This window comes from Coleofasciculus sp. G3-WIS-01, from assembly GCF_040223135.1.
GTDB lineage: Bacteria > Cyanobacteriota > Cyanobacteriia > Cyanobacteriales > Coleofasciculaceae > Coleofasciculus.
This window is the reverse complement of the sequence record NZ_JAVJZI010000020.1, coordinates 1-16,922: the sequence shown is the minus strand read 5'-3', so window position 1 is coordinate 16,922 and position 16,922 is coordinate 1. Positions and strand designations below refer to the sequence as shown.

The following is a 16,922-nucleotide window of genomic DNA, read 5'->3' as shown; positions in this document are numbered from 1 at the left end:
GCTTTCAAACTATTGATTTTTCTAGGTTCGGTCGCTTGAGTCGTCGTTGCCTTCGTTTCAAGCGCATTTACCAATGTAGTGCCTATTTCAGAAGTTGTCAACCTTTTCTGAAAGTTTTTTTTGAGAAAAGCTGAAACCCTTTCCCAGAAGGGGATCTGAGCTATGCTTAAATCTAGGGCTAACCCGACCAGCTTGAGAAAATTACCCCCGTTTGCCAAATGAGAGCTTTACCGCCATTGATCCTGCTAGATCCGATCCTCCAGAATTGGTTGTTAGAGGATATCGGTCGAGGCGATCGCACAACTCAGGGGTTATGGAATGCCTCAGACAAAATGATCCAAGCCGAGTGGACGGCTAAACAAAGTGGAGTCATAGCCGGATTGCCGATCGCGAAACGGTTCTTCCAACTCTTAAGCGATCAAACAAGTTTTGTGGCTGTTGTGGCTGAGGGGGAAGACTGTAATCCAGGACAGGTAGTTGCTCGTTTACAGGGGTCCATGGATACCCTATTGATGGGAGAACGAGTGGCTCTCAACCTAGCGATGCACTTAAGTGGGATTTCTACCCTCACCCGCAAGTATGTGGATCAACTCACCGATTTTCCCACTCAACTCGTCGATACCCGTAAAACCACTCCTGGGCTGAGACTGCTCGAAAAATATGCTACCCAAGTCGGCGGTGCAATCAATCACCGTTTTGGGTTAGATGACGCCGTGATGATCAAAGACAATCATATAGTGGCAGCAGGTAGCATAAAAGAAGCGATCACTCATATCCGGACTCAAATGCCCTACCCCCTGAGGATTGAAGTCGAAACAGAAACTCTGGAGCAAGTGACAGAAGCGCTAGATCAGGGGGCTGACATCATCATGCTGGACAATATGCCATTGGAGAGGATGCGACAGGCTGTACAGATGATTCGCGCCAAAAATGACAGACTGAAAATAGAAGCCTCTGGGAATATCACCCTAGAAACCATTCGTGCTGTAGCCCAAACCGGTGTAGACTATATTTCCACGAGTGCCCCCATCACTCGCTCCACTTGGCTGGATTTAAGTATGAACTTACTGCACGAAAATCGGATTTAATCCCTAATTTTTTGAGCAAGCCATTTTTAGGATTTTTGGCAACGTCTTATCGTTTCAACACTTTACCTAGCGCAATGACTTCAACCTTGGAACAACTAAAAGCCAAATTTGAGCAAGCATTGATTGCTGCTTTTGGTGAAACGATGGCGGGTACAGATCCCATGTTAGTTCCCGCCAGTAATCCCAAATTTGGTGATTATCAATCCAATGCAGCACTCTCTCTGGCAAAACCGCTAGGTCAACCCCCAAGAGCGATCGCACAGACGATCATTAACCATCTCGATGTTGCGGATATCTGCCAATCCCCCACAGTAGCTGGACCCGGTTTTATTAATTTCACACTCAAACCAGCCTACTTAGAAACCAAGCTAAATAAGATTCTCACGGCGCCTCGGTTAGGTGTAGAACCTGCCAAGCAGCCCCAGCAAGTTGTTGTGGACTTTTCCAGTCCAAACATTGCCAAAGAAATGCATGTGGGTCATCTGCGCTCCACGATTATTGGAGACTGCATTGCACGTATTTTGGAATTTCGAGATCATGATGTCTTGCGCCTCAATCATGTCGGAGATTGGGGGACTCAGTTTGGCATGTTAATTACCTATCTTCGGGAAGTTTGCCCAGAAGCCTTAACCACGGCTGAGGCTGTCGATATAGGAGATTTAGTCAGTTTTTATCGACAAGCTAAAAAACGGTTTGATACCGATGGAGCCTTCCAAGAAGCTGCACGACAGGAAGTCGTGAAACTGCAAGCTGGAGCTGAAGATACCACAAGAGCTTGGCAATTGCTGTGTGAGCAATCCCGACGGGAATTTCAGGTCATTTATGACTTATTGGATGTTCATCTCACAGAACGGGGTGAATCATTTTATAACCCCTTACTTCCAGAAGTCGTCAAAGATTTAGATACATCAGGCTTATTAGTGGAAAATCAAGGGGCTAAGTGTGTTTTCTTAGCAGGATTTACGAATAAACAAGGTGAACCTTTACCCTTAATTGTGCAAAAGTCGGATGGGGGTTATAACTATGCCACAACTGACTTAGCGGCACTACGATACCGGATTCAGCAAGATGGGGCAAATCGGATTATTTATGTTACCGATGCTGGACAAGCGAATCATTTTGCCCAAGTGTTTCAGGTCGCACAACGGGCAGGTTGGCTGCCAGAAAATGTTGAAATAGTGCATGTTCCCTTTGGATTAGTGCTAGGAGAAGACGGGAAAAAGCTGAAAACTCGGTCGGGAGAGACAGTGCGATTGCGGGATTTATTAGATGAAGCGATCGCGCGATCGCGTGCTGATCTGGAAACTCGCATCCACGAGGAAGAGCGCCAAGAAACCGAGGAGTTCATTAATCATGTGGCTCAAGTGGTTGGGATTGCGGCGGTAAAATATGCTGACCTCAGTCAAAATCGCACCAGCAATTATGTCTTTAGCTTCGATAAGATGCTATCGCTCAAAGGAAATACAGCACCATATCTGCTGTATGCTTATGCCCGGATTCAAAGTATTGGTCGCAAAGGTGGCGTTGATTTTGAGCAGTTAAGAACAAATTCTCAAGTCTCATTGTCAAAAGATCAAGAAGTTGCATTGGCTAAGCATCTATTACAAGTCAGCGAGGTGATTAAAGAAGTTGAGCAAGAGTTGTTACCTAATCGTCTTTGTCAGTATCTATATGAATTGAGCGAGAAATTCAGTCAATTTTATGATCAATGTCCTGTGCTTAAAGCCGAGGAACCCGTGCGAACATCACGATTAATATTGTGTGACCTAACGGCTCGAACCTTAAAACTGGGATTATCATTACTTGGTATTGGGGTACTAGAACGGATGTAGAAATACCTCTTTTTCCTCACGGGCAATTCATCGGCGAGATGAATTGCCCTGTCTAGTTAAGCGCCGCTTCTCAATTTATCCAACACGCTGCGATCTTCTAACGTAGAGGTGTCTCCAGCCACATCTTGACCGGCGGCTAAATTCCGCAACAAACGCCGCATAATTTTACCCGATCGCGTCTTAGGCATTCCCTCAGTAAACCGAATCTCCCCAGGACGGGCAATTGCCCCAATCTCCTTAACGACATGCGCCTTGAGTTCATTTGCCAGTTCCTCTGTTGGACTATAGTCATTCTCCAACATGACAAAGGCAAAAACATCTTCCCCCCTTACCTCATCAGGTTTTCCGACCACAGCCGCTTCTGCTACCGCCGGATGGGAGACTAAAGCCGATTCAATTTCCATAGTCCCTAGGCGATGTCCAGAGGTATTAATCACATCATCTACGCGCCCCATCACCCAGAAATAACCGTCCTCATCCCGACGGGCACCATCCCCAGCAAAGTAAAAATACTGCCCTTCTTTCGGTGCAATATGTTCCCAATAAGTGCGGCGGAAGCGATCGGGATCACCATAAACCGTTCGCATCATTCCGGGCCAAGGGTGCTTAATCACCAGATATCCCCCCTGATTCGTCCCCACCGGATTGCCTTCTAAATCGACAATATCTGCCAGAATACCCGGAAACGGTAATGTAGCTGAACCCGGTTTGGTGGGAATCGCACCGGGTAGGGGTGTAATCATAAATCCCCCTGTCTCTGTTTGCCACCAGGTATCGACAATCGGACAGCGTTCTCCGCCAATAATTCGGTGATACCACATCCAGGCTTCTGGGTTAATCGGTTCACCGACGGTTCCCAAAATCCGTAAAGAAGACAAGTCTCGTGCTTTGGGATGGTGTTCACCCATTTTAATTAATGCCCGAATCGCCGTTGGTGCGGTATAGAAAATATTAACGCCGTATTTCTCCACCACATCCCATAAACAACCGGGATTCGAGGGACGGGGTGCGCCTTCATACATGAGTGTGGTAGCACCATTGGACAGAGGACCATAAACAATATAACTGTGACCCGTAATCCAACCAACGTCAGCGGTACACCAGTAGACATCGGTGTCTTTGAGATCAAATGTCCATTTTAGGGTGATATGGCTATAAAGGTTATAGCCGGCTGTGGTATGGACAACGCCTTTGGGTTTACCGGTTGTCCCAGAGGTGTAGAGAATGAACAGCATATCTTCACTATCCATCGGTTCGGCGGGACAGTCTCCCGATACCCCCGCTTGTAAATCATGCCACCAATGATCTCGCCCTGGTTCCATCTGGATTTTCTGCTGGGTGCGCTGAACCACGAGGACGTTTTCTACTGTAGGTGCGCCGTTATTGGCGAGGGCTTTATCGACTTCGGGTTTTAGGGGAACAATCTTATCTTTACGCCAACCACCATCTGCGGTGACGACTAATTTCGCTTGGGCGTCTACTAATCGGTCTTTTAACGCTTCGGAACTAAACCCACCAAATACCACTGTATGGGGCGCACCAATCCTGGCACAAGCTAGCATCGCGATCGCGGCTTCTGGAATCATGGGCATATAAATCCCCACGCGATCGCCTTTTTTCACGCCTAATTGCTTAAGAACATTGGCAAACTGACAGACTTCCCGGTGCAGTTGAGCATAGGTTAGGGTGCGGGAGTCGCCCGGTTCCCCTTCCCAAATCAAAGCGGCTTTATTCCGTCGCCAGGTACTCAGGTGTCTGTCTAGACAGTTATAGGCAATATTCGTCTTTCCCCCGACAAACCATTTGGCAAAGGGAGGTTGCCAATCTAGAACTGTATCCCACTTACTGAACCAGTGCAACTCTTGTTCGGCTAACTCCGCCCAAAATTTCAACGGGTCAGCTTTTGCCTTGTCATAGAGGCGCTGATACTCCTCCAGACTCTTGATCTGGGCATTCTGGGAAAATTCAGCCGGGGGTGGGAATAGGCGTTTTTCTTGCAGAATCGATTCGATAGTGGATTCAGACATCGTTCGCGGTTGTTATTTGCTACTGTACTCAAACTATTTTGAAGGCAGAGTTGCCTCAGTGAGCAATTTTGACGTTTTGTAAAGCTTACTTACCCCTCCATAGTGGCTGCATCATTAGTTTACCTAAATCGGCTTCACTGATAGAAGTTTGTTGATCTGTGATTTTTTTATACACAATTACTCTATTTTTATAAAAAATCATTTAATTTAAAAAAGTAGCATGGCATGGCGTAAATAGAAGACAGGACTTTTTCCTACTGTGTCTATATCTAAACTTCTCTTTGTTTACCCCCGTGAGTTCTCCATCTCAAATGAAAACGCTATATGAAAGTCGTTCAACAAACGTTTACATTACTCACGCTCAAAGAACGTCCCATTGGGGTTTGGATATTGAGTAGTTTAACAGCAGCGATAGGATTGCTGATTTTTCTCTCCTCTAACTCATCGATTGATTGGTTCGGATTAGTTTGCATTGCCTTAGCCAATTTGATGATGTTCAGTAGTCCCGTGAAAATCTGCCAATTTGACAAACAGTACCATTGGGTAGTATTTAAGCAAAAAGGTTGGTTGGGAACCAAAGTTATCCACGTTCCAATTTACCAGGTTACTGGCGTACAAGTCGAACCGCTCAATCTATTCGGGCTTCAGTTGTATCGGCTCAGGCTGATTCTTTTATCGGGAGAGCCATTCTATTTGACACCAATTCCTTCTACAGATTGTAAACTGCAACAAAAATTAGCCAGGATGATTGAAAATTTTATCAATCGCTAGGTCACGCCAACATTATAGTTTAGATTATCGCTAACATCGCCGCCATCTCCACCCCAGATAGTCCAGCACCAATGACGGCGACGGTTAGCACTTGGCGTCGAAGGTGGGGATCGATGGTTTGCACAGCACGTTGCAGACAATCACGCAGTTGCTGATCGATCGCGATCGCATTCTGTTGTGTTCGTAAGGGGAAAGCATTTTCCTTGGCTCCTTCAACGCCAAAGTATCCAGTCACACTGCCTAACGCCAAGACTAAATTACTGTAATTATAGGTTGTGCCTGAGACTAATTTTACCTCCCGTTGCGGCAAGTCAATTTCTTTTACCGTATCTTGGACAAAAATCGCACCGCTATCCTGTAACAATTGATCAAAACGGGGTACAACTTGTTGAGTATCCATTTCGCCACTGAAATATTCATAGAGCAAGGTTTTTAGTTAAATGAGTTGGGAGCATGTCACCTTTGTAGGTTGGGTTGAGGAACGAAACCCAACGCCATTGAGAGCTTGTTGGGTTTCGCTATCGCTCTACCCAACCTACTTGAGCGTTTTGTGCAAAACTGACATGCTGCCGATGAGTTGCCGTGCAAAGCTTAACTATAAAATAACCATAATTAAACCTAGAGGCTTTAAATAAATATGAACATAAATTAAATTGCTTTTGCCTCTATCTGTCAGTAGATATTTTAGAGTCTTTCGGCAATCTTGCTTCACCCTTTTTTGCTAAAATCTTGCTCTCCCCCTTTTAAGGAAGGTTGGGGGGTTCTAAATAGGTAGAAACCCGCATATAAACTGTTCTGCATTTAAAACTTAATGTTGACAAATTGTTGTAATGCGAGCAAGATGCTCGCTACCCATGCCAAATTTAAATGCGTGACAGCTTATCAGCGGATTATTGGCTTGAAAATGGGTAAAGTTTTATTTGATGTTCCGGCAGAAAACGTTTCTCCGGACATGATTGAGCAGTTGTATAGATACAAAAAAGAACGACAGCAAAGGCGTCAACGCTTGAGGCGGTAACTGTAACTTATGTGAGATCGCGCCAGTTTGCCAAAATAAATTTCCACTAAGGCTTGCACCCCGCGCCCCACCCTTGTTACCATCCCTTGAGATGACGTACTAGACCTGATTAACTGAAAATTGCGTTATCAATAAAAGAGCAGATACTATAACCTATTCTCATACGTCTTATCTTAGAACTGCTATGCCTCCTCGTTGGTCCCGCAAACCAGATCGTCGCGATGCAGCGTATCGACGCCTAGATGACCGAATGAACTTTGCTGTCCATGTCGCCGTGTTTGCGGCTTGTAATTCAGGTGTTTGGTTCGTCCGTACCATCCAGTATGCCAATTGGTCTTGGACTTACTGGGTAACGGGTATCTGGGGATTGCTCTTAGTCGGACACGCCGTTTATATCTTCGCGATCGCAGACTATACTCCCTCACCCAGTCAAGATAATTCGGCTAACTCTGCTCAAGGATAAACTGAGAATGTCAAGCTCACCCTATTGAATGGATTATGGCTAACCTAAATACCAGCGAAGCGATCGAAGCCTTGGCGGCTGAAATTGGTGATAATGTGTACATTGATGTTGCCAAATGGCATCTTTACTTACGGGATGCCCATTTACATACCTCTCTAGCTGAACGCCTCTATCCCCTGCTGACAGAGGACAGCCTTTCAGAAGACCAAGTGCTACAAATCTTGCAAAGTATACCCGTTGAACTGGGGAATGGTAGACGGGAAGTTTCCTTGGTGGATTTACTCCCAATGCAGTGTCAGGTTAATTTGCTGGATTTACTCGAAGAGTTTCAACAGAAAATGTAATTCAGAAGACAATAGACCACTCAAGGCTAGGGATCATTAGTTCCGGGATGAGAACTAATGATCCTTTTTTTACGCAAAGCAAGCTGGCTAAAAAAGATAGTCCCTGACTATTTAGTGTATCCTTTTAACCATTAGTGATCGCCTATCTCACTATCATACTCTGCCTTTTTCCCTATTAATCTGTTGACTCAGAACACCCCACCGTGACTGACTCAGCTAAGAGTTGCCACCGTTAACTATGGAGCAGCATTGGATCAAATTAAGTTATGAGCGCGATACGTATCTGATTGATCTGAATCGTATCAGTAGCTTTGTTTGTGCTAATAACGGTCGGTTGATATTTTGGTTACCGGATGGTAAGGTGCGGATGATTATCCATCCAAAGACTAATCCAGAGGCTTATCAACAAATTTTAGACTATGTGGAAAATACCGCTGGGAAACTGATCAGTTCTACGGTGAAAGCTCAAACTAAAACTTAGTAAACCCACCGTTATAGATGGTTCTATTTTGGAGTAACTCAACTCTCTTGCAATTCAGGTGAGATTTCGCGATCGCGCTTTCAATGCTGGTAGATTGGGTTTGTAGTAAGGGCTTTAGCCCCTAATTGTATGGGTTTCTTTTGCATAATGCTAAGATGTGCCACCCCACTACTGGCGTAACCCAACTAAAATTGTGGAATAGCGCGATCGCTAATGATAGCAAGTGCTACTTATGTACGATTTTTGAGGGGCTTGAGCGTTCAAACCATTACGGTATAAGGCTTGACGCTGGGTGCAGTACATCTGTATGGAGGGAACTTCAGTTCAAAAGGGGGAAGCCAGGGGATGCTTCGCTTTTTTTGCATGGGAGAAGGGGAACCGGATTCTCTTGCTCCCCTCTTGCTCCCCTCTCCCTATTCCCCCCCTTTCAAAGGGGGGTTAGGGGGGATGGAGAGGGGCTTCTGGTGAGGGGTTGAGCTTAAGTTGACACCAATGCACCGTTCCTATCTAGTGTGAAGTTCACTCCATTAAGATCTTTATCTATATTTATTTTTTTATTGAATAACATCTGGTTTAACTCATTTTTTAGACTGCCCAAAGGAAAAATTTTGGGAACAAAATCATTTTCAAAGGTAATATCAACATCCTTTAAAACCCGGAAATCAGGAACTCTAATTCGTTGCAGGTGCATAAAACACTCCTAATATTGACTGGATATCCGCGTTGGCTTCACAAGTGTTATTTTACTTTACCTAAGCAAGATGAATGGAAACCGTAGGGGCGCACCGACGTGCGCCCGATTCAACCGATTTCAGTAGTGGCGTGGCACATCTTAGCAAGATGGATTAGCCTGATGCCCATGAAAGAAATTAGGGGCTGAAGCCCCTACTACGAACCCAACTAATCCCAAATTTTAGCTGGTGGGCAATGCCCACCCTACGGTGTATCAAGGGTTTTAGAATAACTTGTTGGATTTCGCGATCGCTCCCACTTGAGAGGGACATGATATAAGTCCTCAGAAAAATCCAGAAGCTACAATTGCTACCATGTAATGATCTTAGTGGTCATTCCTCTATTACCTGCCATCCGCCTTCTTCAATCACGTAGCCTACGTTCTGGATTAATGAAGCCCTTATATTGCTCTCACAATCACGAAAATCCCCCAGGTAGTCGCTTTTGTCTCCACTGCGGTGAGAAACTGGATCAGGTAGACAATGGCAACATCGAGTCGGGGTTAACTTTGGCAGGACGTTATCGGATTGTACGAGAATTGGGACATGGGGGATTTGGACGCACCTATTTAGCTCAAGACTTGAATCGCTTCGGTGAAGTCTGTGTGCTAAAGGAATTCGCCCCCCAAGCTCAAGGAACTTTTGCCCTCCAGAAAGCCTCAGAACTGTTTGAGCGGGAAGCTGGGGTTCTCTATAAGCTGAAACATCCGCAAATTCCTGAGTTCCGAGAACTGCTGCGGGTGAAGCAGGAAGGAAAAGGACGCCTGTTTTTAGTCCAAGACTATATTCCTGGACACACCTGCCGCGCTATCTTAGAGGCACGCCGGAATCAGGGAATACGGTTTAACGAAACGGAAATCATCAAACTCTTGCGCCAACTTCTTCCCGTTTTGAACTACATCCACTCCCTAGGCGTGATTCATCGGGATATTTCCCCGGATAATATTATCATCCGTCAAGAGGATGGATTGCCAGTACTGATTGACTTTGGCGGTGTCAAGCAAGTCGCTGCCACGGTAGCCTCTCAAGTAATGGCATCATCCCCGGCTACAGCAACGCGCTTGGGTAAGGTGGGTTATGCTCCTCACGAACAAATGCAAGGGGGTATTATTTCTGCCAGTAGCGATTTATACGCATTAGGGGCAACGGTATTGGTATTACTCACCGGGAAAGAACCCTCTGAGCTAATAGATCCCCACACCTTAACCTGGACATGGCAGCGGGAAATTACCCTTAGCCCCACCCTCAACCGTATCCTGGAACAACTGCTGCAACCCCACCCCCAAAATCGCCCCCAAAGTGCTAATCAAGTCTTACAAGCCCTGACATCTCAATCCCCCTCGATTGCCTACTCCCCACCACCACCGCCGTCACCGCCGACTCAAGCGACTGTCGCTGTCGCACCCAATCGGATTGCACCGACGCCACCATCCCCCCCTACTCCTGTTGTCCCCAAACCGACGCCCAAGGGTAACAATACCCCCACCTTAGGCTGGGCAGGAAAATTTATCCTGGCATTGGTGTTTATTCTGGCAGCAGGTGGCTTTGGCTGGTGGGCGGGTAATCTGTGGATCGAAACACAACTGCAATCCGCACAACGGAACGCTACGCCCATACAGGAGGACTTTGAGAACCCAGTGATTTCACCGGAGGAAGATGACGAACCCGAACCATCCTCCGAGTTTTCCCAGGAAGAACAACAGCGCAAGCAAACCCTGCGGCGGCGACGGATGAATCTGGGTATCGATTATGACTTTTATGTCAGTTTAGTTGATGAAGCGTTTTGGAATCAGTATCCTGCACAACAGGGATCTCAGTTAAGCACTGATCCAGACGATGCTAAGCTCAGACAAGCCTGGGATGCGATCGCAGCAAATTTACTCACCCAGATCGAACGGCTTAATCTCACTCCTCAAGCCAAGCAAAAATTAGGCAGTTATGGCGCAGAAGATCGCGATCGCTGGAAAGCAAGAGTGAATCGTTTACGCCTGAGTAGTCGGGCGTTATACGATATCGCCGATGCTAAGTTTTTCCACGCCTTCCCCAAACAAAAAGGACAAGTTGGCACAGAATTTCTTGACCAACCTATGGGTCAAATCTGGCAAGCCACTGTTGCGGATACCGTCAAAGCCTTGCAATCCAGAGAGGCTTTAGAACGAATTGTCTTTGAACCGGGCGATAGTGGTAAAAAAGTAAGCGGAACACTTCAACCTGGAGAAGGCAAAGCCTTTACCGCCCAACTATCGGCAGATCAGGTTATGGAGGTGAATCTCTCCACCGCCGCCAATGCCTTATTCTCCATCTACAGTCCCACAGGTAATACAATCTTCCTGGAAGATTCGCGCGATCGCACCTTCTCTGGAAAATTGCCAGAATCGGGGTTCTATGAGTTTGTCGTGGTATCCGATGCGGATAAACCCATTGATTATCAACTTGATCTAACGGTTGAAAATCCCCCCGAATCGGACTCCTCAGTCGATGAATCCACAGAAGATTAAAATAGGAGGTTTAGCAAAACAAGGGAAATTAACCACATCTGCTGGTGTCTGCTTAGAAGGATTGATATAGGGGTCAACCACACCCGCAATTTGTAACGCGGCGGTCACTAATTCTGAGCAAAATAGAGCCGAAAGGTCAAGTTTATTTCCTAACCCCACCTTATTCAAAAGCATCAACCCCGCTTTTGCTGCTTGTACTGTAGCGAAAGGTCTGCGTTCATTATAAGTTTGTCTCAACCACATCTGCATTTTCAATAAGTTATCTGGAGCAATGGGTTCCTTTAACGGTAGCCACCAAGTTTTGCCCTTATACATATCTAACCGTCGAGAGAGCCAATTAATTTGAACCCCTTTAATCGCTTTTCTGCCTGTGGGATCTCGCTCCGTCTGGGGTGCGGCTGATTCGATAATCAGTACACTTTTGCCAAATCCACCCCCCATTTCTACATCAACCACCATCGCGACATGGGAGTAGGGAGATTGAGTTGCCCACTGATTCAGGCGGGAAATGCATATCCTGCCCGAAAAAGCAATCAAGTCTCCGGTTTTCATGCGATCGCGAACACATTCATATTCATTAATAGCACTTGGTTCTCTCACAATCTGTTTCAAGACTTAGTTTTCATCTTACTCCCTCAAAGCCAAAGAATATCTATAATTCAACTATCACGCCCCATCGCATCTGGTATGTCCACCAACTCCATCTTTGCCGATACCCAAACCCATTGGGCAAAAGACTCAATCCACCAGCTTTTTACCCGCCAAATCATCAGCGGTTATCCTGATCGTAGCTTTCGCCCCAATAACCCTGTTACCCGTGCTGAATTTGCGGCGATTTTAAACAAAGCCTTTCCCCAGGCTACCCCGGTGCGGGATACGATCAACTTTCGTGATTTACCTGCCAATCACTGGGCAAATCCCGCCATTAAAACCGTCACCCGGGCGGGATTTTTCTCCGGCTATCCCAATGGCACTTTTCAACCCAATCAACCGATTCCCCGTGTGCAAGCGTTGGTGGCATTAGTAAGTGGGTTACAGTATGCCCGTGACCCTAATCCTACCCCAATTCTCCAACAATACTATGATGATGCCGCGACTATTCCCAATTATGCACAGGGCGCGATCGCAACCGCAACCCGTCAGTTTTTAGTCGTTAACTATCCGGAGGTTAAACGCCTGCACCCAAATCGTAACGCGACGCGAGGCGAAGTCGCTGCACTGATTACTCAGGCGTTAAAACTCCCTGGCGTTCCCCGAAAATATGTTCCAGGTTGGGATATCATCGCCATTGAACCTCTATTCGATGAGGCGGATTCCTTTACCCAAGGACGGGCAAGAGTCAAACTGGGGGATAAATGGGGATATATTGACAAAACCGGGACATTTGTGATTAATCCCCAACTGGATGAAGCCGAACCCTTTTCTGAAGGAATCGCATTAGTAAGATTAAAGCAGAATATTGCTAACTTAAGCGGGGTTCGTAGTAGGCACTTTAGTGCCAGAAGCACTTTAGCGCTTACAAACTCTCAGAAGGCAGAAAGTGACCAGGCAGAAGAATATAATAATTATTTAGACAAACAGGATCTAACGCCAAACCCAAATCAATTCCCCTCAACTGAAATCCGAGGAGTTTGGCTAACAAATACAGATAGCCAAGTCTTTAATTCCCCAAAGAATATAGCTGAGGCGATAGACTTCCTCGCCGAAACCGGATTTAATGTGGTTTTTCCTGTGGTTTGGAATAATGGCGCAACCCTTTATCCCAGTCGCCTGATGCGAGACACGGTGGGATTGGAAATTGACCCGCGTTTTACTGGACGAGATCCCCTCGCCGAACTGATTCAAGCAGCTAAAAAAGTGGGATTAGCGGTGATTCCTTGGTTTGAATATGGCTTTGCCAGTTCCTATAACCAAAAAGGTGGACGTTTACTTGCCCAAAAACCGAATTGGGCGGCGCGGGATATTCAAGGTAATTTACTCACAAAAAATAACTTTGAATGGCTAAATGCTTTTGACCCCCAGGTGCAGGATTTTGTCCTGGGATTAATCTTAGAAGTGATTAGAAATTATGATATCGCTGGAATTCAGGGGGATGACCGTTTACCTGCCCTCCCGTCAGAAGGAGGTTATGATACCCAAACTGTACAACGCTATATGCACCAGTTCAACCGGGAACCCCCTAGCAATCCAAAAGACGCCCAATGGCTACAATGGCGGGCGGATTTGCTGACTGATTTCCTGACTCGTCTGTACCGACAGGTGGTGGCGATTAATCCAGAATTGGTGATTTCTATGGCACCGAGTCCCTATCCCTGGGGGCTACAGGAGTATTTACAAGATAACCAAGCTTGGCGGAATCAGGGATTGGTGGATATAATCCATCCCCAACTCTATCGCCGGGATTTTACTAGCTATAAGCAGATTGTTGATCGGTTGGTGAATGACCAAGTAAACCCGGTACAATTGTCTACGGTGATACCGGGAATCCTGATTAAAAGCGGGTCGTATCGCATCAGTTCAGAGGATTTGATCCAGGCAATTGAGTACAATCGCGATCGCGGTTTATCGGGGGAGGTGTTATTTTTCTATGAGGGCTTGCGCCAAGATAATGATACCTTAGCCAAAGCCTTGCGATCGCGCGTCTATGCTCAATCCGTTCCTTTCAACGCGACATCACTGAAGGCACAGGGGTTTACCCATCGCCGAGTTGGTGCTGAATATCGTTATATTGACCGCTTTGGTAATCTTATCACTCAGCCTCAATTTGATTGGGTGGATTCGTTTCAAGAGGAACGGGCGCGAGTGCGAATGGGGTACAAGTGGGGCTATATTAATCAAACAGGACAACTGATCACTCGTTTCGCATTTGATCAAGCGGATCAGTTTGCGGAAGGATTAGCGCGAGTAAAAATTGGCAGTCTGTATGGTTATATCGATTTATCTGGTCAATCGGTAATTTTACCCCAGTTTGATCAGGCGACTCGGTTCAGCCAAGGATTAGCGGCGGTGAAGGTTGGAGATCAATGGGGTTATATCAATAAAATCGGTCAATGGGTGATTCCGACTCAGTTTGATCAGGCACAATTGTTCTCAGAAGGATTAGCGGCGGTGCAACTCGCAGGCAAATATGGGTATTGTGACTCAAGGGGTCAACTGGTGATTCCAGCAAACTTTGACACAGCCGGCTCATTTGCCCAAGGACTTGCCCCTGTCCAATTGCGCGATCGCTGGGGTTATATTAACCCTACTGGAGAATTGGTCATTGAGCCACAATTTAATGCGGCTCAACCCTTTTCCCAAGGATTAGCCGCTGTTAAGATTGAATCATTTTGGGGTTATATCAATCAAAAGGGTGATCAGGTAATTTCACCGGAATTTGATCAGGTCAAATCCTTTAGTGACGGATTAGCACCCATCCGCATGGGTAAACGATGGGGTTATATTCGCAATCTTTTTGAAGAATCCCAGTAATACCAAATCTGGGTTAGCTAACCCCGTTATAACCTAGTCCTTGTCAAGCGGACTTTGTTTGTGTAGCAGCGATTTCAATCGCCGTGGCAAAAGGGGGTAATAAAAGCGGATTTGGTATAACCCACCGACGTGCGCCATTTCCCCAGCCTGTACCATTTCCCCAGCGTGCGCCCAGAAAACCCCTCATCCTAAAAACCATCCCATTCTGCTTTTATTCTGCTGGTTTTAATATTTTTTGCGACAAAATGTCATTTAAGGGATTAACAAAAGAAAACTCTTGGTGAAAAGGGTTTCTATGATTAGCTTTAACAGGCATATCTTGGCGACAGCGAGAACAAAACCAATAAACACGCTTATCACGAATATGAGCCAGTAACTGAGCAGAACAACAAGGACAGTTATTCATTAGAACTCCTCCGTTGTGGGAAACCCCCTGTCTTCAGACCGGGGAGGACCGCGCGGTAGCGGTTAAAACCGCATACCCCTTTCGGGGTGGAGGGGTATGGTTGCCCCTCCTGTGAAGTATGGTTGCCTCAATCTCCTTTCGGGTAAAGTTAGCTTCGCCAATGTTATCGGTCGGTAACTATCCAAAAAGCACTGTTTCAGTGACCTTAAAACTGATTAACTTTTCGGTTCTAGAGCAGTAGACTAGCGGGAGCATATACTGGTAGGTCTTGAACACTTGCCGATAACGTAGTCACTTAAGACTTAAGCTGGTCAGAATGGCTTGTTAGATTTCTCTTTCAAGCCTCATGCCTTTAGGCTGAGGTTCCTGACGCTCCCACTAGATCATCATCAATACTCTCTCACACAGTCAGGGCGGGTTTAGTCGCATCTGGGTGATAAAAGGAACGATAATAGTGAAACCCGCCCCTACATACAAATGACATAAGACAAATGACGATCCTCACTGAAACAAATTTTGCACCCAACTCGAGGGAACTAAATTTGCCGTATCCCGCACAATCAAGAAAATACCTAACCCCAAAAGCAAAACCAACCCAGTTTGCATAATATTTTGCTGAACTTCTGTGGGGATGGGTTTACCCCGAATTCCCTCAATCGCTAAAAATGCTAGTTGACCCCCATCCAGCGCGGGTAAGGGCAAGATATTAATAATCGCCAAATTGATGCTAATCAACGCGGCAAACTGAAACAGATTCCCCGCATCAGAACGGGCAATATTTGCGCCAATTGCCACAATCGCCACTGGACCGGATACTTGTTCAGCCGTTTCACTAAAGTTGCTAATCAGTTGACCAAAACCTTTGGCAATTTCAGTACTCAAGCGCTGGTATTCGTCAGCTGCAATCGTAAACATCCCTAAGAATCCGTCAGCGTACTTGCGAAATATCTCGCCATTAGGTGCAAGTTGCACGCCAATTTTACCTTTGCCATCGTCTCCGGGTTCTGGCGTCACGTCCAGGGAAAGAGTTTGTTCACCCCGTTTAATCAAAAGTTCTAGGGGTTGGTTGGGAGAGTTTTGAATTTTGGTCGTCAGGGTAATGATCGCATCCCGACTGGCTGCCAAGGGTTGATCCTCAACCGCCAAAATAACATCCCCTGGTTTAATCCCCGCTTGTTTTGCCACTAAGCTACTTTCTGCGGCAATTTCTGGAACCCTTACTCCGGGTTGGTAATTGAAGTCAGTAATTCCCACCGTTCCTACCTGCACAACCAGTAGAAAGTAAGCAAAGATCAGGTTAGCAATTACCCCAGCACTAATTACAATCGCTCGGTCTAAAACAGGTCGATTGCGGAGTAAATTTGGGTCATCTGGGGGAATCTCGCTATCGGGGTCATCATCGGGGAAACCGACAAATCCCCCTAGGGGGAAAGCACGTATCGCATATTCCGTATCGGGTCCTTGGTATTTCCACAGAACCGGACCAAAACCCAGGGAAAAGCGATTGGCATAAATTCCCTGCAAACGAGCTGCCATAAAGTGACCCAGCTCATGCACCACAATCAAAACCGCCAAGACTGCGATCGCCGCCAAAATTGACATAAGAAGTAATGTAACGATTGCTTGCGTCCTTTCTATTGTACGTTATAAACTACCCAGACCTGCTAAAAGCTGAGGTCTGGGTTTTCAGTAGCCCTGAAGTCATCAAACAAGTTAAGCTGAACATACTTGATTGTTCGTGTTAACTTGCACGATAACCCCGTGCCTCCAGGCTGGTTTATAGACAGCCCCA

At 46.2% G+C, this 16,922-nt stretch carries 14 protein-coding genes and 1 pseudogene; 9 read left to right on the top strand and 6 right to left on the bottom strand.

Annotated elements, in window-relative coordinates; genetic code table 11:
- The first annotated feature begins 218 nt into the window (after positions 1-218).
- Together nadC and argS are read left to right on the top strand one after the other, a co-directional pair.
- Positions 219-1,088: a carboxylating nicotinate-nucleotide diphosphorylase gene (nadC, locus tag RIM23_RS02220; RefSeq protein ID WP_446364080.1), complete on the top strand. Its 870-nt coding sequence runs from the start codon at positions 219-221 to the stop codon at positions 1,086-1,088.
- A gap of 74 nt (positions 1,089-1,162) precedes the next feature.
- The gene (gene argS / locus RIM23_RS02215) at positions 1,163-2,920 is read left to right on the top strand and encodes an arginine--tRNA ligase (protein ID WP_446364078.1); all 1,758 of its coding nucleotides are present in this window, start codon (positions 1,163-1,165) and stop codon (positions 2,918-2,920) included.
- A gap of 56 nt (positions 2,921-2,976) precedes the next feature.
- On the opposite strand, the gene acs is transcribed toward argS, so the two are convergent.
- Positions 2,977-4,947 carry an acetate--CoA ligase gene (gene acs, locus RIM23_RS02210; RefSeq protein ID WP_446364076.1) on the bottom strand — a complete coding sequence of 657 codons (1,971 nt, stop codon included), beginning with the start codon at positions 4,945-4,947 and terminating at the stop codon, positions 2,977-2,979.
- A gap of 324 nt (positions 4,948-5,271) precedes the next feature.
- Here acs and RIM23_RS02205 point away from each other — a divergent pair, with 324 nt between their 5' ends.
- Positions 5,272-5,718 (top strand): hypothetical protein, encoded by a 447-nt coding sequence (locus RIM23_RS02205; RefSeq protein WP_446364074.1) that lies wholly within the window; start codon positions 5,272-5,274, stop codon positions 5,716-5,718.
- 28 nt (positions 5,719-5,746) lie between these two features.
- On the opposite strand, the pseudogene RIM23_RS02200 reads toward RIM23_RS02205, so the two are convergent.
- Positions 5,747-6,151 (bottom strand): annotated as a pseudogene (locus RIM23_RS02200) (NAD(P)/FAD-dependent oxidoreductase); the annotation flags it as partial.
- 438 nt (positions 6,152-6,589) lie between these two features.
- Between RIM23_RS02200 and RIM23_RS02195 the strand changes: the two are divergent.
- The 4 genes from RIM23_RS02195 to RIM23_RS02180 all read left to right on the top strand — a co-directional run bounded on the left by RIM23_RS02195 (position 6,590) and on the right by RIM23_RS02180 (position 8,024).
- The gene (locus RIM23_RS02195; RefSeq protein ID WP_446364072.1) at positions 6,590-6,736 is read left to right on the top strand and encodes a hypothetical protein; all 147 of its coding nucleotides are present in this window, start codon (positions 6,590-6,592) and stop codon (positions 6,734-6,736) included.
- A 184-nt stretch (positions 6,737-6,920) separates the two neighbouring features.
- Positions 6,921-7,199: a 2TM domain-containing protein gene (locus tag RIM23_RS02190; protein WP_446364070.1), complete on the top strand. Its 279-nt coding sequence runs from the start codon at positions 6,921-6,923 to the stop codon at positions 7,197-7,199.
- 35 nt (positions 7,200-7,234) lie between these two features.
- Complete coding sequence (locus RIM23_RS02185; RefSeq protein WP_446364068.1) at positions 7,235-7,543, top strand: DUF3181 family protein; 309 nt, start codon at positions 7,235-7,237, stop codon at positions 7,541-7,543.
- A gap of 238 nt (positions 7,544-7,781) precedes the next feature.
- Positions 7,782-8,024, top strand: coding sequence for a hypothetical protein (locus RIM23_RS02180; protein ID WP_446364066.1), 243 nt, complete (start codon positions 7,782-7,784; stop codon positions 8,022-8,024).
- Positions 8,025-8,502: 478 nt separating this feature from the next.
- On the opposite strand, the gene RIM23_RS02175 is transcribed toward RIM23_RS02180, so the two are convergent.
- The gene (locus RIM23_RS02175) at positions 8,503-8,715 is read right to left on the bottom strand and encodes a hypothetical protein (protein ID WP_446364064.1); all 213 of its coding nucleotides are present in this window, start codon (positions 8,713-8,715) and stop codon (positions 8,503-8,505) included.
- 360 nt (positions 8,716-9,075) lie between these two features.
- Here RIM23_RS02175 and RIM23_RS02170 point away from each other — a divergent pair, with 360 nt between their 5' ends.
- Positions 9,076-11,253: a protein kinase domain-containing protein gene (locus RIM23_RS02170; protein WP_446364062.1), complete on the top strand. Its 2,178-nt coding sequence runs from the start codon at positions 9,076-9,078 to the stop codon at positions 11,251-11,253.
- Here RIM23_RS02170 and RIM23_RS02165 read toward each other — a convergent pair.
- On the bottom strand, positions 11,227-11,865 hold the full coding sequence (locus RIM23_RS02165) for a hypothetical protein (RefSeq protein ID WP_446364060.1): 639 nt from the start codon (positions 11,863-11,865) through the stop codon (positions 11,227-11,229). The genes RIM23_RS02170 and RIM23_RS02165 overlap by 27 nt on opposite strands.
- A 75-nt stretch (positions 11,866-11,940) precedes the next feature.
- Here RIM23_RS02165 and RIM23_RS02160 point away from each other — a divergent pair, with 75 nt between their 5' ends.
- Positions 11,941-14,724: a WG repeat-containing protein gene (locus RIM23_RS02160; protein WP_446364058.1), complete on the top strand. Its 2,784-nt coding sequence runs from the start codon at positions 11,941-11,943 to the stop codon at positions 14,722-14,724.
- Positions 14,725-14,935: 211 nt separating this feature from the next.
- Here the strand turns inward: RIM23_RS02160 and RIM23_RS02155 are convergent, their stop codons facing one another.
- Together RIM23_RS02155 and rseP are read right to left on the bottom strand one after the other, a co-directional pair.
- The gene (locus RIM23_RS02155) at positions 14,936-15,130 is read right to left on the bottom strand and encodes a hypothetical protein (RefSeq protein WP_446364056.1); all 195 of its coding nucleotides are present in this window, start codon (positions 15,128-15,130) and stop codon (positions 14,936-14,938) included.
- Positions 15,131-15,631: 501 nt separating this feature from the next.
- Positions 15,632-16,732, bottom strand: a complete 1,101-nt coding sequence (rseP, locus tag RIM23_RS02150; protein WP_446364054.1) for an RIP metalloprotease RseP — start codon at positions 16,730-16,732, stop codon at positions 15,632-15,634.
- Positions 16,733-16,922: the final 190 nt, after the last annotated feature.

What these genes read in the sequence shown, in the direction of transcription:
- RIM23_RS02155 (WP_446364056.1), bottom strand. Translation starts at nt 15,130, where the DNA reads ATGAATAACTGTCCTTGTTGTTCTGCTCAGTTACTGGCTCATATTCGT.
- RIM23_RS02205 (WP_446364074.1), top strand. Translation starts at nt 5,272, where the DNA reads ATGAAAGTCGTTCAACAAACGTTTACATTACTCACGCTCAAAGAACGT.
- RIM23_RS02190 (WP_446364070.1), top strand. Translation starts at nt 6,921, where the DNA reads ATGCCTCCTCGTTGGTCCCGCAAACCAGATCGTCGCGATGCAGCGTAT.
- rseP (WP_446364054.1), bottom strand. Translation starts at nt 16,732, where the DNA reads ATGTCAATTTTGGCGGCGATCGCAGTCTTGGCGGTTTTGATTGTGGTG.
- RIM23_RS02170 (WP_446364062.1), top strand. Translation starts at nt 9,076, where the DNA reads ATGATCTTAGTGGTCATTCCTCTATTACCTGCCATCCGCCTTCTTCAA.
- nadC (WP_446364080.1), top strand. Translation starts at nt 219, where the DNA reads ATGAGAGCTTTACCGCCATTGATCCTGCTAGATCCGATCCTCCAGAAT.
- RIM23_RS02180 (WP_446364066.1), top strand. Translation starts at nt 7,782, where the DNA reads ATGGAGCAGCATTGGATCAAATTAAGTTATGAGCGCGATACGTATCTG.
- RIM23_RS02185 (WP_446364068.1), top strand. Translation starts at nt 7,235, where the DNA reads ATGGCTAACCTAAATACCAGCGAAGCGATCGAAGCCTTGGCGGCTGAA.
- RIM23_RS02160 (WP_446364058.1), top strand. Translation starts at nt 11,941, where the DNA reads ATGTCCACCAACTCCATCTTTGCCGATACCCAAACCCATTGGGCAAAA.
- RIM23_RS02175 (WP_446364064.1), bottom strand. Translation starts at nt 8,715, where the DNA reads ATGCACCTGCAACGAATTAGAGTTCCTGATTTCCGGGTTTTAAAGGAT.
- argS (WP_446364078.1), top strand. Translation starts at nt 1,163, where the DNA reads ATGACTTCAACCTTGGAACAACTAAAAGCCAAATTTGAGCAAGCATTG.
- acs (WP_446364076.1), bottom strand. Translation starts at nt 4,947, where the DNA reads ATGTCTGAATCCACTATCGAATCGATTCTGCAAGAAAAACGCCTATTC.